At 42.7% G+C, this 20710-nt stretch carries 20 protein-coding genes; 4 read left to right on the top strand and 16 right to left on the bottom strand.

Annotation, left to right across the window (positions count from 1 at the left end; translation table 11 throughout):
* Positions 1-3: 3 nt before the first annotated feature.
* The 7 genes from rimM to rluD form a co-directional block, all read right to left on the bottom strand.
* A complete protein-coding gene (rimM, locus tag CU053_RS03080; RefSeq protein ID WP_100551339.1) occupies positions 4-576 on the bottom strand; it encodes a ribosome maturation factor RimM in 573 nt (190 codons plus the stop codon).
* 150 nt (positions 577-726) lie between these two features.
* Entirely contained in the window at positions 727-987 is a 261-nt protein-coding gene (rpsP, locus tag CU053_RS03075) for a 30S ribosomal protein S16 (RefSeq protein WP_100551338.1), read from the bottom strand.
* A 158-nt stretch (positions 988-1145) separates the two neighbouring features.
* Positions 1146-1952, bottom strand: coding sequence for a 23S rRNA (adenine(2030)-N(6))-methyltransferase RlmJ (locus tag CU053_RS03070; protein WP_100551337.1), 807 nt, complete (start codon positions 1950-1952; stop codon positions 1146-1148).
* A gap of 258 nt (positions 1953-2210) precedes the next feature.
* Complete coding sequence (locus tag CU053_RS03065) at positions 2211-4430, bottom strand: hypothetical protein (RefSeq protein ID WP_100551336.1); 2220 nt, start codon at positions 4428-4430, stop codon at positions 2211-2213.
* A 27-nt stretch (positions 4431-4457) separates the two neighbouring features.
* Positions 4458-4640, bottom strand: coding sequence for a hypothetical protein (locus CU053_RS03060; RefSeq protein WP_100551335.1), 183 nt, complete (start codon positions 4638-4640; stop codon positions 4458-4460).
* Between the two features lie 268 nt (positions 4641-4908).
* Positions 4909-6177, bottom strand: coding sequence for a hypothetical protein (locus tag CU053_RS03055; protein WP_100551334.1), 1269 nt, complete (start codon positions 6175-6177; stop codon positions 4909-4911).
* A 54-nt stretch (positions 6178-6231) separates the two neighbouring features.
* The gene (gene rluD / locus CU053_RS03050) at positions 6232-7332 is read right to left on the bottom strand and encodes a 23S rRNA pseudouridine(1911/1915/1917) synthase RluD (protein ID WP_100551333.1); all 1101 of its coding nucleotides are present in this window, start codon (positions 7330-7332) and stop codon (positions 6232-6234) included.
* A gap of 87 nt (positions 7333-7419) precedes the next feature.
* Here rluD and CU053_RS03045 point away from each other — a divergent pair, with 87 nt between their 5' ends.
* From CU053_RS03045 to dnaB, 3 genes are all read left to right on the top strand, one after another.
* Positions 7420-8220, top strand: a complete 801-nt coding sequence (locus CU053_RS03045; protein WP_100551332.1) for an outer membrane protein assembly factor BamD — start codon at positions 7420-7422, stop codon at positions 8218-8220.
* Between the two features lie 217 nt (positions 8221-8437).
* Positions 8438-9487, top strand: a complete 1050-nt coding sequence (locus tag CU053_RS03040; protein WP_100551331.1) for a recombination-associated protein RdgC — start codon at positions 8438-8440, stop codon at positions 9485-9487.
* Positions 9488-9498: 11 nt separating this feature from the next.
* Complete coding sequence (gene dnaB, locus CU053_RS03035; RefSeq protein WP_100551330.1) at positions 9499-10899, top strand: replicative DNA helicase; 1401 nt, start codon at positions 9499-9501, stop codon at positions 10897-10899.
* 238 nt (positions 10900-11137) lie between these two features.
* Here the strand turns inward: dnaB and CU053_RS03030 are convergent, their stop codons facing one another.
* Positions 11138-12472, bottom strand: a complete 1335-nt coding sequence (locus CU053_RS03030; RefSeq protein ID WP_100551329.1) for a chloride channel protein — start codon at positions 12470-12472, stop codon at positions 11138-11140.
* Positions 12473-12605: 133 nt separating this feature from the next.
* On the opposite strand from CU053_RS03030, the gene CU053_RS03025 reads away from it, so the two are divergent.
* Positions 12606-12896 (top strand): YciI family protein, encoded by a 291-nt coding sequence (locus CU053_RS03025; protein WP_100551328.1) that lies wholly within the window; start codon positions 12606-12608, stop codon positions 12894-12896.
* A gap of 48 nt (positions 12897-12944) precedes the next feature.
* Here CU053_RS03025 and CU053_RS03020 read toward each other — a convergent pair whose 3' ends face one another.
* The 8 genes from CU053_RS03020 to CU053_RS02985 all read right to left on the bottom strand — a co-directional run bounded on the left by CU053_RS03020 (position 12945) and on the right by CU053_RS02985 (position 20576).
* On the bottom strand, positions 12945-13874 hold the full coding sequence (locus CU053_RS03020) for a HoxN/HupN/NixA family nickel/cobalt transporter (protein WP_100551327.1): 930 nt from the start codon (positions 13872-13874) through the stop codon (positions 12945-12947).
* 51 nt (positions 13875-13925) lie between these two features.
* Positions 13926-15233, bottom strand: a complete 1308-nt coding sequence (locus CU053_RS03015; protein ID WP_100551326.1) for a Ni/Fe hydrogenase subunit alpha — start codon at positions 15231-15233, stop codon at positions 13926-13928.
* Positions 15230-16051, bottom strand: coding sequence for an NADH-quinone oxidoreductase subunit B family protein (locus tag CU053_RS03010; RefSeq protein WP_100551325.1), 822 nt, complete (start codon positions 16049-16051; stop codon positions 15230-15232). The genes CU053_RS03015 and CU053_RS03010 overlap by 4 nt, the downstream gene beginning before the upstream one ends.
* A gap of 1 nt (position 16052) precedes the next feature.
* Positions 16053-16904 carry an FAD/NAD(P)-binding protein gene (locus CU053_RS03005; RefSeq protein ID WP_100551324.1) on the bottom strand — a complete coding sequence of 284 codons (852 nt, stop codon included), beginning with the start codon at positions 16902-16904 and terminating at the stop codon, positions 16053-16055.
* The gene (locus CU053_RS03000) at positions 16901-18007 is read right to left on the bottom strand and encodes a 4Fe-4S dicluster domain-containing protein (RefSeq protein ID WP_100551323.1); all 1107 of its coding nucleotides are present in this window, start codon (positions 18005-18007) and stop codon (positions 16901-16903) included. Before CU053_RS03000 ends, CU053_RS03005 begins: the two co-directional genes overlap by 4 nt.
* A 210-nt stretch (positions 18008-18217) precedes the next feature.
* A complete protein-coding gene (hypE, locus tag CU053_RS02995) occupies positions 18218-19243 on the bottom strand; it encodes a hydrogenase expression/formation protein HypE (protein WP_100551322.1) in 1026 nt (341 codons plus the stop codon).
* Positions 19240-20346, bottom strand: a complete 1107-nt coding sequence (gene hypD / locus CU053_RS02990; RefSeq protein ID WP_100551321.1) for a hydrogenase formation protein HypD — start codon at positions 20344-20346, stop codon at positions 19240-19242. The genes hypE and hypD overlap by 4 nt, the downstream gene beginning before the upstream one ends.
* A complete protein-coding gene (locus tag CU053_RS02985; RefSeq protein ID WP_100551320.1) occupies positions 20343-20576 on the bottom strand; it encodes a HypC/HybG/HupF family hydrogenase formation chaperone in 234 nt (77 codons plus the stop codon). Before CU053_RS02985 ends, hypD begins: the two co-directional genes overlap by 4 nt.
* Positions 20577-20710 lie beyond the last annotated feature (134 nt).

Here is a 20710-nt window from a genome sequence, read left to right as displayed (position 1 = left end):
GCTTTAATAATCATACTGCCAATCAACGGTAATGACTTTACTACCCCGATTAACCTCATGGACATACTCATTGATAAAGGGAATCAAATAAGTTTTATCCTGATGCTTGCAGCATAAAACTTCATTAGCCCCTGTTTCTAAAATGTCAACCACCTGACCAAATGTCTGCCCTTCATGGTTGATCACTTGCATACCAATTAGATCCACCCAATAGTACTCATCTTCAGCTGTCTCTTTTAACACCGAACGAGGTACCGCAATTAACGCATTGGTGTATTTAGCAGCAATTTCTTTCACGTTTGCATCTGTAAATTGAATAATCAATTTATCACCAACTCTACTGACCGTTTCTCCCTTCAATGGCTGCCAGGTTCGATCGTTTGCTTTTTTGATAAACCATTGCCCATAAGCCAGCGCTGTTTCAATTGAGTCACTTAAAACGTGAAGCTTCAGCTCACCCTTTAAGCGGTAAGGAGCTCCAACCTTAGCGATTACGATCATATTGTCATTAGTCTGTTGTGGCATCATAAAACCTTCTATATTTAGGCTTTGACAGAATTTCAGCCCATTTTTCATTTGAACAATCGTAGGGGCGTATTGAATACGCCCTTGTGGGCAGAAAGATAGTCCAACCCCTATTATTTAAGCCCACCAAACGAAAACGCCAATCTCGACGAGCGTAGATTGGCGTTTTAAGCGTTAAGCACTTAAGTGCTTAGACCTGAATTAAGCTTGTGGCAGTGCTGCTTTACGTGCTTCTTTGACTAAATAAGTCACACGATCAGACATTTTCGCTCCAGTGCCAACCCAGTAATCAACGCGCGCAAGATCAACGCGTACTTTCTCTTCATGTTCTTTGGCTAAGGGATTAAAGAAACCAACACGCTCAAGATGACGACCATCACGCGCAGCGCGGCTGTCAGTCACAACGATTCTATAAAAAGGACGTTTCTTAGCGCCACCTCTAGCCATACGAATTACGACCATAATACTTCTCCAGATTCTATTTAGTTATTGTTGCTCTAGAATTTGCCTTTCGACCTTGTCAAAGGACAAAAACGCGTGCATTCTAACGTATTTTTGTGACATGAACCAGAGTTTTCTTGGGTTTGACTTAAAAATTAGCGAGCCTCTTTTCGTCCACTTCAATTAGGATTGTAACCACTCTCAAGCTCGCGTATTGCATTACGCACTTTTTCGTAAACAGTATACGGCGGATTAACGATAACCATCCCCGAGCCGTACATACCCACTGCCTGAGCAGGATGTTGAAATTGCCATTCATCTATCTGCATATTCAGTTGCGCATTGAGTAGGATATTCTTCAACTCCTCATGCCGCCTTTGAGGCAATAGCGGATACCAGAGCATATAAACACCTGTTGACCATTTTTTTGTTGCTTCTATCAAGAGCTTTGCCTGAATCTCATACTCAGTTTTAATCTCAAAACTTGGGTCTATCAACATGCCACCTCGACGCTCTTTTGGCGGCAAAAATGACGACCATAATTTTAACATATCACCATGCTTTACTGCCACCTGTTTCAATCCACGCATAGCAACTTTGAGGTATTCAACTTCCTGAGGATGCAACTCCAGCGCGCACATCCTGTCAGATTCTCTTAACAGACTTGCCGCTAGGCGGCATGAGCCAGGATAAAACTGAAGACCATGTTCATTTAAACCATCAATCAAACCCTTGTATTGAATGAGCAGCGGATCATTACTGACGCTCATGGTACCAAGTAGTCTGCCAATGCCATTTATCGCCTCTTTGGTCTTTCGCGCCTCTATGCTATTTAAATCATAAACTCCACGCCCTGCATGTGTATCCAACCAGAAAAACGGTTTCTCTTTTTTCCCTAGATAATCCACAATAGCAATCAGCCATAAATGCTTATGCACATCGGCAAGGTTGCCCGCGTGATAAATGTGCTGATAACTTAATGACATAAAACTAAAAGACTTGCCTTAGACTGGAGGATTGCAACAAATGTCGCAATCATACAATATTCAACACCAGACAGATAGTAGTGGCATTGGCAAAGTTTAGAAATCACACAAAACCAAGGGAAATAAGGTATCAGCTTCTGATGCTGATTTCAGGGATGATTGATCACGACGACTCAACTTAAAATATATCATTCTGACTCTTGGCTTAAACACTCAACAGTGTCAGGCATATGCCTTACATAATAAAAGCATTGTAAGCTATTGCTTCACACCCACAATGACTTTAGGAATATTCCCTGCACTGGGTTTTGTACCCAGATTTGGGACACTCCAATCTGAAACACTGGGCAGACTTAAGGCACTTGCCGATACCATGGTAGATTGTAAGGCATTGATACATGCCGTTTTTTCAGCTCCTGCTGAGAGTGGGATCAGGTTTTGTGACACATCCAGCTGTTTGACAAAATACGCATTGGTGTCACTGCTATCAAGAGAGGTTAATTGCGTGCCATTGGGTATGGTAAAATCAGGTTCCCAGATAATATCACGTCCTTCTCCACAACGCGTTGGTTCGTGTGTCGCTCTGGTGTAGCATTGCCCTGGAATGTGCAGTTGGCGGAAGCCTTGATATTCTATGTAATGCTCACCACCGTCATCATTATAAACCAGTTGTAATGGCGGAGAAAATGTTGCAATGACGCCAGCACTATCTTTAAAGCTAATATATTTATCCCAGGGATTGTCACTTGAGCGCCATGAGTATTTGGTGGCAATCGTGCCATCGAATAACTGATGTATATCCCCTTGGGTAATGGCACTATCAAACAACTCATGAATGCCTAAATTCTGACCTTGAGTTGCCTTATAAGCAACGCTTGGTGTTTGGGAGTCAAACGACTGTGGTGCAAGTAAAGTGTAGCCGTTTGCTGTATTAATATTTTTATTGATTCTATATACAGCAGCAGCTGGGGAAGGATTCATACGGACCCATGCTGAGCCATTCCACATGGGACAGTCAAAGTAACAGCGCAATGTTAGTATTTCATCTGTCGAGGTTGGAGCTACCATGCTCTCAGTCCAGATATTTAAACCGCTTTCATTGGTTGGTGTTATGGTAGCGCCATTATCTGCCTTAATTTGCAGTTGCGTAAAACCACCCCCTGACATGCCAGGCAGAATAATATCGACAAAGCCAGGCTCATTACCTTGACCTTGCCAGCCTCTATAGGTGCTTCTGATTTGGTCCGCTGTCAGCTCGACAGCAGGAGAAACATTGGTTCTTTGACAACCTGACCCTGGCGAACAGCTTTCTTCAGCGACTTTAGAGAATGTCTCGGTGTTGCTATTCCAACGTAGGATGTCTTTGACTTCCTGCCCTTCTTGTGGCGGGGTAATATAGAAAAACATCAAATCAATGCCATTTAAATTCGCCAAGGTTTTTCTTTGTACTGTTCTTTGCATCAAACGTCCACTGGAAACCACGAGTGTGCCTGATTCGCGAGTGTCCGTTTGGATGTTAATTTTCTCGATGGCATCGCCATGAGCAAAGCTCACCCCACCTAACCATAAGCCATGGAAGCCAAGCCAGCCGTGGAATTCTTCACCATTTTTGGTATAGATAACGGGGAAACCTGAGTCTCGTCTGCCAACGCGCGATCCATCCGCATTATATAGTCCATAACCATACACATGACTGTTATAATCGGTTCTATCATAACAAAGCTCATTTTCTCCCTGAGCATTAGTGACTAGATTCTCCAAATAGGTGGCATTAAAAGCGACGGTGCCTAACATAGCATCACTAAACTGACCTTCTCCAACATTCATATCAAACCTGCCATAACCCGTGTCATTTCCCGTATCGACAAAGTTTATTTTGATCACATCATTGGTTCCATCGTTACCAAACTGATCATAATATTTTAGCGATGCTACTTTGGTAGCAGGATCTACGCTACTTGAAATCGTTCCTTTCATTAGGGTTTGATTGGCATTAATTACCCCATCATTCACGGGATGACCTATGTAATTGAACGTAAATTCTCCGTAAGGGTTGGTAGTTGTAGGCGTTGCAGTAATCACCATTTTAGCCTCAATAAAGGCTTTCTGACCATTCTCTCCTGCTGGCACGCCATCAAACCACATTTTAACGGTTTGGATGTTATTAGTGTTAGCTGAGTCTACCACCACATTCATGAGCATTGGTGTTGTGCTATCTTCCCCTTCACCCATACCACAGACATTCATATCCACTTGCGCAAGATACGCGGGTTGTCCTGTGAATTGATCATATAGCGTTTGTTTGCCAATACACAAAATCCCATTGATGTCTTTGATAATGCGCTGCACAAAATTATTGGTAAATGTTCTTGTTTTATCATTCACATAATCACCTGAAGCTGGAGCTGCATTTACCATTCCAACCGATGAAATCAGTAGTGTACTACCGATTACTTGAGCTATTGTTTTTAATCTCATTTGACTGTCTCCTTGATCTTTGGGTAACTACTTACTTGGCACCATGCTAACCTGGCTTGGCGCGCATACTGAACCAGCTGCACAATCTTCAGTTGTCTCTGCTGCAGCGGCAGTTGTGCTTGAAGTTCCGCCACCGCCGCCTCCACCACAGGCGCTAAGTAAAATACTGAAACCCGCTAAAATGACTAAAAAAAATCTTCTTGTTTTCATTACTATGTTCCTTAATTTGTGCGTTGGTTAATCATCCTACTCTTTGCATAAAGCCTGGTAACTCCGATAATGTACGGGGTCAACAGATAGCTTTACGCTCCTAACTCTCATACCAAGGAACACGCATAAATAACCGTTATTTAAAGAATAACTTTGGGTCATGCGTAAAATAATCTCAACTGAGAAAACCAGGTCAGTTATTTGATACACGTTCCTTCGTGTCATGAGTATAGGTCAAAATCTAAACTTATGTTCAGAAACTAATTTTTTAGCATTTTTTGCTTTGATAATGAATCTTGAAATTATTCTGTAGTAAACCTTGCACTTTACTTAGGGATTTCTTTTGCAGACGGGTGAGCTCGTTGACTTCTGCTTGAGTCTTGCTGGCATGTGTCTTTGCAAGCATCTTTTCCTGCTGATTTAATTGCCCTGGTAAGGCAAATAACTGCCACAAGGCAAACCAGATTTCTTGGGTTTGAGCGGTATCTTTCGAAGTTTCCACACCCGCTTCAAAACACTGAGGTGCTGCCAAATACTCAGCCAATGCCAGATATAACTTTCTTTTCTCCGCATCCCTATGCTGCTGTGCAAGCTCATGGCTAAACTTACTCATTTCTTCAAAGGCTAAAAAACGAAACATTGGACTCGCTGAGATGTACTGCCCTAATAAGTTAGCGATTAGCCCAAAATCCTTAAAGCGCATAAAAGCCTGGTCGAAATAAAGAGCATTTGTGTGATGAATGCTATTTTTAGCAGCAAAAAAAAGTCCACTTGAAAGGGTATTTAGAATAGGAGACAGCCAAAGAGGAGGTGTCAGATGACTGATAAAACCACCTTCAACACTAGCCAGATTAGCAATATTCATCTTAAGATCAGCCCTTAATAATTGATTTGCCTGTAAGTAAGCGGTAAATTTAATTTGGGTCTGATAGCTTATTTTCTCATTTGTCTGAAGTGGCGTATAAATGGGAAGCTGGAGCATTTGTAATAGTGTTTTACCATCAAGTTCAGTGACAACATCCAGGTGGACCTCGGCGCTATCGATAATTGCATCGATCAAACTCTCCTCAAGCGCGTGATGAATCAAAGAAAACAGGGGCATTTTTTGGTTGAGAGCTTCGGCTAAATCAATTAACTTGGCGTGATTTATCCAGCTCAAATAAATATTGATAGTAATAATTACTTGCTCGTTTTGTCGTACAATATACGAAAATTCCACTAAATCCCCACTGGTTTTAAGCGCTATATATTCTTGTGCCCTGGCATATTGAAGAAGTAGCTGTTTAGCTGGAAGCAGCTGAAACCAATAGCAGTAAATTTGTTGATTTTTTGTGTTGTTTTCGCCGCAATAATCGTTAAATTTACTCATTGACTGTGCCAATGGCTGTTGCATTTCCCATAGTATTTTGCTCGATGGATTCAAGTCAGCTGCATAAATCAAGGATAGACTGAAAAGCATTAGCAATAAAATAATTCTTATAGATGCCTTAATTGTTTTATGTAAAATGATACACAGGTTATAGATGCAATTTTTCATAGCCTTGTCAAACTTACTCAAACTCCATTTAGTGCTAAAGATAGTTGAAAATAACTAAGAATTAAAAGTGGACTCATCTGAATCATCATCGGTGTATTCGTCATACGCTTCATCGTCAAAATCATCATCGACGTAATCACCTGTAAAGTCGAAGCATTCGTCATCAAAATCATCATCGTATGAATATAAGCCTTCAGCATCCTCACGCAGGACTTGAATCAGGTGCTGCATATCTTCAGGTGGCTTAGCACTAAATTCGATCCTTTCACCACTGGCAGGGTGAATAAAGCCAAGTTTATAAGCGTGCAATGCCTGGCGTTGAAAGTTTTTTAACACCTCTTGAGCTTCATCGGACAAGCCGCGAGCGAGTTTCAATCTGGGGTTGTAAATGGAATCCCCCACTAAAGGGGCTTTAACGTGCGCCATATGGACACGAATCTGATGTGTGCGCCCCGTTTCCAGTTTGCAGCGAATGCGCGTATGGTCGCGATAACGCTCAATGACAACAAAGTGAGTGATTGCCTCTTTCCCTGTAGGGGTTACTGCCATTTTTAAGCGATTATGAGGACTTCGTCCGATTTTGGTCTTGATCGTGCTGCCAACGGTAATATAGCCTGTAACAATGGCTTCATATTCACGTTTTACTTGACGCTTAGATAATTGAGCAACCAATGAAGTATGCGCTTTTAAACTTTTAGCAGCCATCATTAATCCAGAGGTATCTTTATCTAAACGGTGGACAATGCCTGCGCGAGGCACAGTTGCAAAGATGGGATCATGGGCTAAAAGGGCATTAGATAAGGTACCTGAGAAATTCCCTGCCCCTGGGTGAACAATAAGTCCTGCTGCCTTGTTGATGACAATAATGTCCTCATCCTCAAATATCACCTCAAGAGGAATATGCTCAGCCTGCCAGCCGCTATGCTCATAAAGTTCAGCGTCCAGCATGATGTGTTCACCGCCAATGATTCTGTCTTTGGCCTTTTTAACCTCCCGATTAACAAGGATGCTGCCCTGCTTCAACCATTTTTGCAGTTGTGAACGAGAATAATCACTAAACAGGATACATAAACACTGATCTAGTCTTTTGCCTGCCAGCGTTTCAGGTGCAATAACATTTTGCTGAATATTTTTAAATACGGTATGATGTGGCACAAATAGAGTCCTATCAAGACGCCTGTTAAATTGTGCAGCATTGTAAACAATAAATGACAAAGGCGGTAATAAATTAAAGGGAAATCAATGAAAAAAATATTATGGGCAATAAGTGGCTTAGGGGCACTTTTGCTCTTTTCAGGTTGTTCGACGACAACGAATAAACCATTGCCTTATCAAGGTGAAAGTCCAGAGTATATTTACGCCAAGGGTCACGAGCAGGTCAAAAACAGGGATTACTACAAAGCTATTGACACGTTTAGATCATTAAATTCTCAGTATCCATTTCAAAAATATACTGAAATGGGTAACTTGGAGCTTATTTACACTTACTATGAAGATGGGCAGCCTGAGATGGCATTAGGGCTTGCGCGCCAGTTTTTGCGTGCTTATCCGACTTCAACACATCTTGGGTATGTCTACTACATGATGGGGGTAATGAACTATGACAATGGGCGTGGTTTTTTACAGCGCAGACTTCCTTATGACATGGCACAACATGATCCTGCTGCATATAGACAAGCATTTAGTGACTTAAAACGCGCCGTGTTGATAGAACCTAAAGGCGCATTTGTTGAGGACGCAAGACGTAGAATGATTCACATCAATAATGTGGTTGGCGAATATGAATGTAATATTGCGCAATTCTATTTTGATCATGAAGCCTATGTTGCAGCAATTAATCGCGCTAAGATCGTAGTTGAGTCTTATCCGCAAAGCACTTCGATTGAAAACGCGCTGGTTGTTATGATTCGCTCGTATGACATTTTGAAGTTACCCGTGTTGGCTGAGAAATCCATGGAAGTGTTAAAAACAAATTATCCCAATAATGTGTACTTAAAATCTTTAGAGGATGCAGCAAAGCGTCCGACGGTAGTATTTAAATAACTGGAGTGATACACTTTTGCTGCACTACCCCGCCTCGCGGTCTGACCACTTTGGAGTGGTCAGACCGCGAGGCACCCCTTCACAAGTGAAGGGGAATTTTCGGAAAGTTTATTACTTAATTCCCCTTCGTTAGCGAAGGGGTGGCTGCGAAGCAGACGGGGTAGTCTTTAAGGTCAGCAAAAGTACGTAACTCCTCTAAAAATTAAGAAGGTAAAAAATGTGGTTTAAAAATTTAGCGTTATTTCAATTGACAGAAAAATTTACCCTTACGGTTGAGGAAGTGGAAAAATATTTAAATGAACACGCCTTTGTTCCTTGTTCAACAAGCACTCCTGTATCTATGGGCTGGGTATCTCCTTTGGGAAATAATGCGCCCATCGTGCATGCCGCTAGTGGCTTTATGCTGATGGCATTTAAGGTGCAGGAAAAAATAGTGCCTGCTGGCGTGATAAAAGAACTTGTGGATGAAAAAGTGGCAGAGATTGAATTACAGGAATCTCGCACAGTTAAAAAGAAAGAAAGAGACACGCTTAAAGAGGAAATTTATCAAACGCTTTTACCTCGCGCATTTACTCGTAACAGTGTGATAAACGCTTATATCGATACGCAAAACGGTTGGCTTGTGGTCAATGCTTCTTCAGCAAAGAAAGCCGAGCTTTTAACCGTGAATTTGCGCAAAGCCCTGGGGAGCTTGAAGATCCGCATTCCAGAGGTGCTTCCTGTTTCCATGCTCTTGACGCAATGGCTTAAAACCAATGAATATCCAGCAGCACTTACCATTGAGGATCAATGTATCTTGCAGGATGATAAAGATGCGTCGGGAATTATTCGCTGTCAGCGCCAGAATTTATTTACCGATGACATTTTGTCATTAATAGAATCAGGTCGTGAGACGATCCAGTTGGGATTATCCTGGCAGGATCAGCTGAGTTTTATCATCAATGATGAGTTTATGATTAAATCGGTAAAGTTCCTGGAAATGGTGCAGGACAAAGCCAACGATATTGTTTCCGAAACCAAACAAGAGCGCTTTGATGCTGACTTCATTATCATGGCAGAGACATTGCGTGAGTTTATTGATTTTCTTATGCAGGTTTTTGCCAAGGAAGACACTGCAGGTTTGGATCTAACTGAGCAAAATACAAAGCTCACTGGTAAATCTAATCCTAAAGAAGATAAGGCGCCATGGGAAGAAGTTGATGAGATGGAAAATGCCACAGCGCAAACAGACAAAAAGGTAGATACTTTGCTGCAGCAAGATAAGTAACAGGCGTGATTATGCACCCAAATGAAGTGATATCTTTAAATACTCAGCTTGAAAGCATTAAACGCCCACCCTCTTCAATTGATGCTGAGCGGTCAGTTATTGGTGGGCTTATATTGGATAATGAAGCATGGTTTAAAATCGAAGAAATTCTTAAACCCGAAGATTTTTATAGTTCTCAACATCGCATCATTTTTAGGCAAATGCAGAAGCTTATCCAAGATGAATCTCCCTTTGATATTATTACATTGAGTGATTCATTATCTAATGAAAAGCTATTGGAGCAGGCAGGCGGATTGCATTATTTAGCAGAGATTGCCAAAAATACGCCAACGGCGGCGAATGTCGTAGCCTATGCTGAGATTGTCAAAGAGCGTTCAAAGTTAAGGGTACTCTTAAATACAGCGACGGATATTGCCAATATGGTTTACGTTCCAGAAGGCAGAAAAGCGGAAGATATTTTAGATGTTGCAGAACAAAAGATTTTAGCGATCGCGGAAACGGACACCCAAAGAGGTGATGGTCCAAGAGCAGTTCGTGATATTATCCCAAGCGTCATTGATCGCATTGATGCAATGATGGAGTCCAGTGATGGCATTACAGGAACACCCAGCGGTTTTGCTGATTTGGATGAATTAACCTCAGGGCTTCATCCTGCCAATCTCGTCATTGTTGCGGGGCGCCCTTCAATGGGAAAAACCACTTTTGCGATGAACCTGGCAGAGAATGTGGCAAGAGGTGCTGATAAGCCCGTTTTGGTGTTTAGTCTTGAGATGCCTGCTGAAGATATTGTCCTTAGAATGATTTCATCCTTGGGACGTGTTGAGCAAAATGCCCTTAGAAAGGGTCGTTTGGAAGATGAGCATTGGGCGAAAATAACGACAGCGATGGAAGTTTTAGCCAAAGATTTTAACATGCACATTGATGACAGTGCTGGGCTTTCGCCATCTGAGATGCGCTCAAGAGCGCGTAAACTGTACAAAGAGCACAATGGTTTAAGCATGATTGTAGTCGACTATTTGCAACTGATGAAAGTCCCAGGTTATGAAAATAACCGCACACAGGAGGTTTCTGAAATTTCGCGCGCGCTGAAATCGCTGGCTAAAGAGTTGCACGTGCCTGTTATTGCATTATCACAGCTTAATCGTGGCGTGGATGATCGCGCGGATAAGCGTCCAATGATGTCTGATCTGCGTGAATCTGGCGCAATTGAGCAGGATGCCGATGTGATCATGTTTGTCTATCGTGATGAGGTTTATCACAAAGATAAAGAAGACAATAAAGGCTTAGGTGAAATTATCATTGGCAAACAGCGTAACGGTCCTATTGGCAGTATCAAAGTACATTTTGAAGGAAGATTCTGCCGCTTTGCCGATTTAACTTTCGAGCAAAGCGTACCAATAGGCGTGTATTAAAGTGTATATTTTATGACATGCTTAAACGTACCCTTTCGATATGACAAGGTGAGGGTCACAAATTTTTTAACGCTTTTAAAACAGTGCTACGCGCTCATCTGTTTTAAAAACCAAAATTTATTGTGGCACTTTAGTACTCACAGCCCCTGGTTTATTCCAAAAACTCTGAGCTCACCCATACGCCTCAAGTTCTCAGTGCGCATGGAAAGTTTTAGAAGCTTCAGACGTAATCAGGTTTTTAACTGTTCGAGCGCAGTTTCTCCAAGTAACGCAATGACAACGCATGATATACGGGCTCTTTGCATATCACTCTTGAAGCTGCTGTGCCTAACAGTGCCGCGAGCATAATGGGTAGCAGCATGCCTGTTGAGACATTTTGGGTCATTTCAGACACAATGATAAAGCAGGTAATTGGACTTTGAACAACGCCTGAAAAATAGGCAACTGTACCAACCAAAACCACCGCACTGGCATATTGATCTTCAAAGAAAAAACTCATCATATGACCAAATCCCGCACCTGCAGATAACGACGGGGCGAAGATCCCACCTGGAATGCCACTGATAAACGATAGCAGGGTTGCTATCATTTTCCATAAACCAAAGAAAACAGAAACCTCCACCTCATGCCCATTTAACAGTGCTACAGCAGTCTCTTTACCACTGCCATAAATAATCCCGCCGGTAAGCACACCAATTACAGCAATCACAAAACCAATACCACCCGCAAAGAGCACAGGGTGTTTGCCAATAATCCTGGCAACCGCAGCAGAGATTACCAATAACAAACGACTGAATACTCCCCCTAAAAATCCGCACGCAATGGCAACGACAATTAACACAAACCCACCCCAACCTAAAATATCTAAAGTGGCAGAGCTTGCACCAAAGTAGGCATAATTTCCCATAATCTCTAATGACACAAATCCGCACAATACTACTGTGGTAATCATTGTCCCTGTAATGCCTTTATCAAACGAGCCCGCTAATTCCTCAATTGCAAATACCACCCCCGCCAACGGTGCATTAAAAGCTGCGGCAATCCCTGCAGCCCCCCCTGCCAAGAGCAGACCTTTTTCGGTGTCCTCGCGATTAAACTTCTCCATGCGCCCTAAAAAGTGCATGACTGAGGCGCTTAGCTGAATGGTAGGACCCTCGCGCCCAATGGATGCACCACTTAAGAAACCCAAAGCCGTTAGCATAAATTTGCCTAGGGCAATACGCATTGAAACCAGTTTGCTGCGCCTGTGCATATTCTTGACTTTCAAAGCAGCCATCACCTGTGGTATCCCACTGCCTTCAGCGCCATCAAAGTAGGTTTTAAGCAAATATATGATGACCATAAAGCCAATGGGCATAATGAACAATGGCCAATGAGGATGCTTCTGGCTTAATTCGCTAAAGCTGTCATTCAAATTATCGCAAAGATAGGCAAATAACACACAAATAAGCCCAACTAAAATAGCACCTCCCCAGAAAAGTAAGCGCCTTCGCCACAGTGAAAAAGACATAAGCTTACGGGATTCAGTGAAAATTTTATCTTTTTTTAGCGCTTTCAAATCAAAATACTTCATGAATGTTATCTTCACCACAGTTTCGCAAAATTGCTGAGTCCATTCTACGCAGGAAAATCTTGAAAAAAAAGTACAAACAGCCTGTAAGCTATGACAAAATTAGCCTCACAACCACTTAGTACAAGGCAAACGAATGAAACCAACGCATATTATTACTATCAGCTACACCGCAAGCTCAGAAATGATTGATCTGATTCGACCTAAACATCGCGAGTTTCTTGATCGCGGGTACGCCCAAGGGCTATTTATTGCATCAGGTCCCAATAGTGCACGCAATGGTGGTGTTATTTTAGCCTCAGGTGAGTTGGATGTAATCAAAGCTTTACTTCAGGAAGATCCCTTTTTAGTGGAAAATGTTGCTACCTATAGTTATCACAGTTTTTCCCCTGTGAAGCATGCAGAAGCATATGCTGCGTTTATTTAGCCTTTGCTCAGCATACAGGGTGGATATGGTATTGTTTGAATTTTGGCGTTAAATTTTTTGACGGTTCATCAGTACCCTTTTTTTCAAAATCATGCTGACAAATACAACCAGCATGATAAGCACAAGACCTGCGCCAAACCATGGTGAATGATCCCCGATAAAGCTAACAACACCTTCTATGTCACGTTCGATCAGCCCAAGTAGTTGAATCAGCCCCACCGCGAAGGACGCTGTAATCACAATCAATAATATTGCAATATTATAACGCCTAAACAGCTGATCATTGACGTTTTGACTACTAATGAGTCTCGTCATCAACAGCGCATCTAAGGAATCAACCCAGGTCATGCCCAGTGCAAATGCAATTGGTAATGAGAGAATAAGCCAGATAGACTCTCCACTTAATGATGCTGTGGCCGCAAGTCCCAAAAGAGCAATTTCAGTCGCAGTGTCAAATCCAAGTCCAAACAAAAAGCCCACAGGATACATCTTATAAGGCTTATCAACGAGCGTAAAAAGTGGCTTAAACCAACGTGTTAAGGGCGAGTGGGCATGTTTGTTTTGCTGATATTTCACTAAGCGATACAGTGAGATAAGATTCATGCCCCCTGTCAGCCACAAAAATACGATCGACACGATGCTGCCAATCATTGCACCTATGCCTATGATTCCTAAATCTTCCGCTTTAGTGAGACTTACGCCCAAAATCACCAATAGAGTCAATAAAAATACAATACTTGAATGACCCAAGGCAAAAAACAATCCCGTGGTGACACTTGGTTTACCGCTTGCTGCAAGTTGCCTTGTTACATTATCAATGGCAACGATATGATCAACATCAAAGCCATGGCGAAGTCCCAGCATAAAAGCAATAAATACGATGGCTAACAGATTTAAATGCTGGTAAAAAAGTAGCGCAAAAATTGTCCATACGATCAGGCTTATAGCGATAAAATGACGAAAAAACTTTTGATACATTGATATTTCCTCCTTACTTTCGTTCCACACTTTTGCTGGACTACCCCAGTTTTAATGTCGTTTAAGGTTTAAAGTTAAAAAGTGCGCTGAGCAGGAAATACATGGATCATAATTACGGATCACCATTTCCGCGTGCTGCCTTAATTCATCATCTGATTTATCTAAACCAAACTTTGTCAATGACTGCTTAAGGTCCGCCTCCATACACGCGAGATTCTGCGCCGTTGGTGGCGTGATGCGAATTTTTGTCGCAAGCCCTTTATCATCAAACTCAAAGTAATCAATCTGAATACCGCGAGGGGCTTCTGTTGCACCCCAGGCTTTACCTGCTTTAAAGCTCACATCAACATAAGGCTTATCAGAATATTCATAGTTTTCCAGGATGCGTAAGATCTCACCAAACGCATAATAGCACTCAATCGATCGCGCCAAAATGCTATGGAAAATATTATTACTTGGGAATAAAATTCCCGTGCTGTTTGCCAGATCCCTCACGTTTTTTGGCAGCTTATCAAAGTTTAAATTAAGTCGTGTTAAAGGGGTTGTGATATAAGGTTTACCATCACACGTTGAATGTAGGGCTGTCGATTGTGGCGCATGAAACTCATAAAAATAGTGATCCCATTCTTCAATGGGGAAGCACTCTCCTCTATTGGTAACCACATGTTCCGCAATCACGGGATATTGCCCTGATTTATCCATGAGCGAAACCTGTAAAATCTCATCAAAATACACATCAGGATAAGGCAGCTTGGCAAACCACATCACCACCTCTTTGGCATCGTTTAATGCCTCTTGTAAACGCGGAATCAATGACTTAATTTCCTTGGGTTTTGGCGCACGATAAAAACCTCCGACTTTAATTGCGCCAGGGTGAACCGATCTGCCCCCAAAAAGGGATAGAATATCATTGCCCAAATGCTGCAACTTCACCCCACGCTTGACTTCAGTGGGAAAATCTTTCGCCATTTCAATAGCTGAATGATATTTCAAAAAGTCAGGCGCTGCCAAAATATGAGTATGTAAATAATGGGATTCAATCCACTCGCCTAAATACATTACCCGACGCATCTGATGCACCCAAGGGGTGACGGTAACGCCAAAGGCTTTCTCCATTAAGGTTACCACACTCATCTGATACGCCATGGGACAAATACCACAAATGCGTGCCACGGCATCGATAATCTCATTGGGTTCACGCCCCTCTAAGAACTTCTCAAAATAGCGAGGCGGTTCATAGATACGCACGTGACACCTGGTAATCTTATGATCAGTAATTTCTAAATCGAGCGCGCCTTCTCCCTCAACACGAGCCAAAATAGGGACTTCTATTCTGGTTGTTTTCACATTATCACTCATGCCTTATCTCCTGCTTCTTTGAAACCTTTTTGCTGATTATTAATAAAATGATACTTGCGCGCGATTTCTTTCTCACTTAATCCCATTGATTTTAATTTTTCAGTCATTGCATCAAAATTGGCATAGCTTGATGCGCCATAACATCCGTAACAGCCACGGTTAATATGTGGACAGAGTGCATCACATCCGTTTGCCGTAACAGGACCCAGACAAGGTTCATTAAAAGCCACCATGACACAGGTGATGCCTCGGTGTTTACAGGAGGTACACACGGGATCTGCAATTTTTTCAGGTTCTACTTTAAACAGCAATTGGCGCACTGCGTGATACACTTGATCAGAACTGACGGGACAGCCTCTTATTTCAAAATCAACCTCAACATAGTCTCCAATCGACTTCGCGGTGTCTAGCTCCATTTGATCAATCACATCAGTATGCTGTGGATATACATCTTTCATCCAGTCTTCAAATTGCTGACGATTGATGTTATTTCTTAAGCCTTGAATACCTCCAGTTGTCGCACATGCCCCCATGGCAATTAAGTATTTGCTGTTTTGGCGAATTTTCTCTATCCGACGAGCGTCATGCTTTGTGTTAATACTCCCCTCAATAATCGCAACATCGACTTTACAATCCTCCTCCACAGGACCTGCTTCGGCGAAATGTTTAATATCGACGAGTGTAGAAAGTTTAAGAAGTCTTACACCGTCATTGATAAACGCAAGCTGGCAGCCATCACACGAACTAAATTTGTGAACGGCTAATGTTGGCTTATTTGGCAGTTTTTTTAAGCTTTTTAATTTGGCTACAGACGACATCTTACACCCCCTTAATGTCTAACAATTTTTCAACTTGAGGATAGGCGTAGACGGCGCCATCTTTACAGATAAACTCTTTACCCATTTGACAATGTCCACAATGCCCAATAGCACACTTCATGCTGCGCTCAAGGGACACAAAAATCTGATGCTCAGGCACGCCAATATCAATAAAGCGACGAGCCACATTTTTCATCATAATTTCAGGACCCACACTCATCACATAGGTATTCTGATAATCAAGCACTAAATCTTTTACCGCTTCAGTAACAAAACCCTGATACCACTTCCACGGACCAAAGGACTCACCTTCTGTCGCCGTAATAATTACTTTGGTATCTGGCACATTGTTCCAACGGGTATATTTATCCTGATAAATAAGACCCCTGCTGTGACGCACGCCTTGCACAACATAGATTCGCCCATACGCTTCACGATTTTTAAGCATGGTCTCAGTTGCCGCAACCAAGGGCGCATTACCCAGACCTCCTGTCATAATAACGACATCTTTGCCGCGAGCTTCTTCAACTGGCCAGCTGCTGCCAAAAGGTCCACGAATACCCACTGTCTGCCCTTTTTTTAATTGGTGCATGCCTTTTGTCACGCGTCCTACCACCTGAATAGTATGCTCAAACACCTCCTCGTCAAACTTGCGATCATTGACAATTGAAATCGCTACCTCACCAACACCATAAAGATAAATCATATTAAATTGACCTGGTTGAAAACGATAAGCTTTACGCAATATTTCATCGGTTAAGCGTAAGCGTATGGTGAAAATATCAGGCGCATCTTCAATAAACTCAACAATCTCCGCCTCATGAGGCAGATAAGGATCTTGTGGATAAATCATGCTTTTTTCTCCTGACAAATTATATTGATCTCGTCAGTCACATCAATGCCGACAGGACACCAGGTAATACAGCGACCACAGCCAACACAACCTTTTGTTCTAAACTGCTCACGCCAGGTTGAAAACTTGTGTGTCAGCCATTGTCGATAGCGATACTTGGGCTTATCGCGATAAAGCTCACCATGGGTGTAACTATGATCCAGGCTAAAACAGGAATCCCATTCACGCGTATGCGTGCTCTTATCACCTTCCAAATCGGGGTTTTCTCTTTCCGTGTGACAAAAACAGGTAGGACAAGCCTGCGTGCAGCTGCCACAGGATAGGCAACGCTTTGCTACATCGTCCCACTGTGGGTGATCAGGTTGAGAAAATAAGGCTTTTTCAACCTTGGCTAAAGGCGGAATTTTTTTCTTTTGTACCACATACACGCTTTTTACCGCACTTTCAGCACTATGCGTTTTTGCCCCCGTAGCAGGCTCTAACTGCAAGGATTCGATCAGCCCTCTTCCTTTATCACTTCCTGATTCGACAACAAAGCCTCCATCAATCTCTGTGATTGCCCAGTCATAGCCTTTATCCGCATATGGACCATCGCCCATACTGATACAAAAACAGTTGCTATGACAAGTGGTGCAATTTGCCGCGATAATAAACATCTGTTCGCGTCTCGCCTTATAGCGTACGTCTTGATAGGCATTTTCAATAAACACGCGATCCTGAATCTCGATCGCACGTAAATCGCAGGGTCTTACACCCAATACCGCATATTTTTGCGTGTTTAAACATTGCTCAAACTTGAGCTTGCCATTTTGATCGCGTGTAACCTGCCACAGAGCTTCTTTCTCTTCAAACAGCATCGGCTTTATCGACTGCACAGGAAGACTCCAGGCAAACGCCTTGTTCTCTTTTGTTTTTGCCACGCGGTAATGCGCAGGTTTTTGCTCATCAACATACCCCCAAGGTAATTCAGATGCACTGTCAATATCGTCGTACACGATCGCATTTTCACTGACCATGGGTGCTTTCACCGTATAACCATCACGCTTTAGATGACGGATTAAATCATCCAATCGAGCATGAGGTAAAAAATAAAACTGACTCATTTTTCCTCCTATGTTGAGGTACGTGGTTTTACCTAACTACCCCGCCTCGCAGGCAGCAAAGCTGACGGGCTTAATTCCCCTTCACAAGTGAAGGGGGTGAAAAGCGCCCGAAAGAAGCAAACAGTTTTGCTTCTTTAGCTTTGAACGCCACAAGCTCTGCGCGTGAGGCTGACGGGGTAGTTTTTAAAAAGTTTATATCTCCAGTTATTTTTAACAAATTCGGGGTAATTGTTCGCCACTTAACCAATCCACTCGACGAACACCGCCAAAAGTGGTTTGCATATTGACATAAGCCTCACCTTCCTTTTTCACTGTTGCAATTATGCTCGCATTTTTACCTGACTCATCTTGCGTCAGACAAGCTAAAACTTTCTGGGCTTCTGGAGCCTCACAAACGATCAACACCTTTCCTTCATTGGCAATAAATAAAGGATCAAGCCCTAACAACTCACACGCAGATTGAACCTCTTCACCGATAACTAAAGCACTTTCATCAATTTCAATCCCCACCTGGTACTGCTTAGCCCATTCGTTTAAGGTTGCAGCAACACCACCGCGTGTTGGATCGCGCATGGTTTTAAGCCTGCATCCTGATTGATAAAGCTGATCAATCAAGCCATTTAAGGGAGCAACGTCACTTTTGACGTCACAATCAAAGCTTAATCCCACACGCTTTGACATCACTGCCACACCATGCTCGGCGATAGCGCCATTGATGATAATGCAATCCCCTACCGTCAAGACCTCTCTTGTCACAAAGTTTTCCCTGACAACGCCAATGCCTGTGGTGTTAATGAAAATACCATCGCCCTTGCCTTTTTCGACGACTTTGGTGTCTCCTGCCACCAGCATCACATCGGCTTTTGCCGCGGTATCTGCCATCGAATACACGATTTGTTTTAAATCACTCAACGCAAGGCCCTCCTCTAAAATAAAGCCAACGGAAAGATAGCGAGGAGTGGCACCGCCCACTGCCAGATCATTTACCGTGCCACAGATAGCTAAGCTGCCAATATCACCTCCAGGAAAGAAGTAAGGCGTAATCACGTAACTATCGGTGGTCATAGCTATTCTGCCATCAATATGCGGCAAAACTGCCTGATCTTCTCCCTGCAACAGGTATTCATTGGTAAACGCTTTTTTCATCAGCTGGTCAATCAGGCGATTCATCGCTTTGCCACCTGCGCCCATTGAAAGATCGACAACGCCGTGATTAAAGTTAAGTTTAACACTCATGCACGTTCTCCTTGCGATTGGTATTGATAGTGCGCCGCACAAGCACCTTCTGAGGATACCATACACGCCCCCATCGGCTGTTCAGGAGTACATGCCACACCAAACAATTTGCAGTCTCTAGGCTCTTTAACGCCACGCAAAATATCAGGACATGCGCAGGATTTATGCTCCTCACCTTTAATCTTTGGAATATCAAAAACCACTTCGGCATCAAATGACGCATATTGTGCTTTAATTTTTAGGGCACTTTGGGGAATAAAACCTAAGCCACGCCATTCAAACGTATCGCGCAACTCCAAATATTTGCCAATGAGCGCTTGTGCCAGGGTATTACCTTTCTGGGTTACCGCTCGAGTATACTGGTTTTTAACGCCAACCTCGTTGTTATTAATCATCTGTATCAACATTAAAATGGATTGTAATACATCCAAAGGTTCAAACCCTGCGATCACCACAGGTTTGTGAAAGCGCGTTGCTACATCGTGGTAGGCGTTACTGCCTATAATGATGCTGACATGCGAGGGACCAACAAAACCGTCAATTTTAACTTCATCGGATAAAATAGCCTCCATGGCAATCGGTGTTAGCACGTGATTGCAAAAGACATAAAAATTCTTTAACCCGAGTTTAACAGCCTGATCCAGTGCAACTGCTGTCGGGGGAGTGGTTGTTTCAAATCCAATGGCAAAGAAAATCACTCTTTTCTCTGGATTCATTGTCGCAAGCTTTAACGCATCTTCACTTGAATACACCATACGCACATCGGCACCTCGGGCTTTTGCTTTAAGTAGGCTATCCTGGTTTGTGCCAGGAACGCGTAACATATCGGCATAGCTGCAAAATATTACCTCTTTTTGAGCAGCCAGATAAATTGCCTGATCGACTCGTGCCACTGGCAAGACACACACAGGACAACCTGGACCATGAATCATTTTGACGTTTTTTGGCAAAAGCCCCGTAATACCATAGCGATAAATGGCATGGGTATGCCCACCACAAAACTCCATAAGGTGATAGTTTCGATCACTTCGAGCTACTCTATTTATTTCAGTAATCAGTTTTTTTGCGACCTTAGGATCACGAAAAACTTCGATATAATTCATTTTTCCTCCTTAGCTTGCAGCATGGTTGCAAAATCTGCCAAGGTTTGCCTTGCCTTTGCTTCATCTAGTTTACTTAAGGCAAAACCGACATGAACGATGACATAATCGTCGATATTCACGTCTTCTTTTAATAGCGCCAGTGAAATCTCTTTACGCACTCCACCTATATTAACAAGCGCTTGCTTGCCCTCATTAAACGCTATAATCTGCGCTGGAATAGCTAAACACATGCTTTTATTCCTCTGTTTGTAATTGAACTTTTGCTGATTTTAAAGACTACCCCGTCCGCTTCGCATTGTCCTCCAGCTGCGCGCGGAGCTTACAGCGCTCAAAGCTAAGGAAGCAAAACTGTTTGCTTCCTTTA

It is taken from the genome of Caedibacter taeniospiralis (assembly GCF_002803295.2).
Taxonomy (GTDB): Bacteria; Pseudomonadota; Gammaproteobacteria; order Francisellales; family Francisellaceae; genus Caedibacter; species Caedibacter taeniospiralis.
This window is presented reverse-complemented; position numbering and strand designations above follow the sequence as displayed.

Excerpts from the sequence above, each read along its gene's own strand:
- rimM (WP_100551339.1), bottom strand. The coding sequence starts at position 576 with ATGAAAAATGGGCTGAAATTCTGTCAAAGCCTAAATATAGAAGGTTTT.
- rpsP (WP_100551338.1), bottom strand. The coding sequence starts at position 987 with ATGGTCGTAATTCGTATGGCTAGAGGTGGCGCTAAGAAACGTCCTTTT.
- CU053_RS03070 (WP_100551337.1), bottom strand. The coding sequence starts at position 1,952 with ATGTCATTAAGTTATCAGCACATTTATCACGCGGGCAACCTTGCCGAT.
- CU053_RS03065 (WP_100551336.1), bottom strand. The coding sequence starts at position 4,430 with ATGAGATTAAAAACAATAGCTCAAGTAATCGGTAGTACACTACTGATT.
- CU053_RS03060 (WP_100551335.1), bottom strand. The coding sequence starts at position 4,640 with ATGAAAACAAGAAGATTTTTTTTAGTCATTTTAGCGGGTTTCAGTATT.
- CU053_RS03055 (WP_100551334.1), bottom strand. The coding sequence starts at position 6,177 with ATGAAAAATTGCATCTATAACCTGTGTATCATTTTACATAAAACAATT.
- CU053_RS03045 (WP_100551332.1), top strand. The coding sequence starts at position 7,420 with ATGAAAAAAATATTATGGGCAATAAGTGGCTTAGGGGCACTTTTGCTC.
- CU053_RS03040 (WP_100551331.1), top strand. The coding sequence starts at position 8,438 with ATGTGGTTTAAAAATTTAGCGTTATTTCAATTGACAGAAAAATTTACC.
- dnaB (WP_100551330.1), top strand. The coding sequence starts at position 9,499 with ATGCACCCAAATGAAGTGATATCTTTAAATACTCAGCTTGAAAGCATT.
- CU053_RS03030 (WP_100551329.1), bottom strand. The coding sequence starts at position 12,472 with ATGAAGTATTTTGATTTGAAAGCGCTAAAAAAAGATAAAATTTTCACT.
- CU053_RS03025 (WP_100551328.1), top strand. The coding sequence starts at position 12,606 with ATGAAACCAACGCATATTATTACTATCAGCTACACCGCAAGCTCAGAA.
- CU053_RS03020 (WP_100551327.1), bottom strand. The coding sequence starts at position 13,874 with ATGTATCAAAAGTTTTTTCGTCATTTTATCGCTATAAGCCTGATCGTA.
- CU053_RS03015 (WP_100551326.1), bottom strand. The coding sequence starts at position 15,233 with ATGAGTGATAATGTGAAAACAACCAGAATAGAAGTCCCTATTTTGGCT.
- CU053_RS03010 (WP_100551325.1), bottom strand. The coding sequence starts at position 16,051 with ATGTCGTCTGTAGCCAAATTAAAAAGCTTAAAAAAACTGCCAAATAAG.
- CU053_RS03005 (WP_100551324.1), bottom strand. The coding sequence starts at position 16,904 with ATGATTTATCCACAAGATCCTTATCTGCCTCATGAGGCGGAGATTGTT.
- CU053_RS03000 (WP_100551323.1), bottom strand. The coding sequence starts at position 18,007 with ATGAGTCAGTTTTATTTTTTACCTCATGCTCGATTGGATGATTTAATC.
- hypE (WP_100551322.1), bottom strand. The coding sequence starts at position 19,243 with ATGAGTGTTAAACTTAACTTTAATCACGGCGTTGTCGATCTTTCAATG.
- hypD (WP_100551321.1), bottom strand. The coding sequence starts at position 20,346 with ATGAATTATATCGAAGTTTTTCGTGATCCTAAGGTCGCAAAAAAACTG.
- CU053_RS02985 (WP_100551320.1), bottom strand. The coding sequence starts at position 20,576 with ATGTGTTTAGCTATTCCAGCGCAGATTATAGCGTTTAATGAGGGCAAG.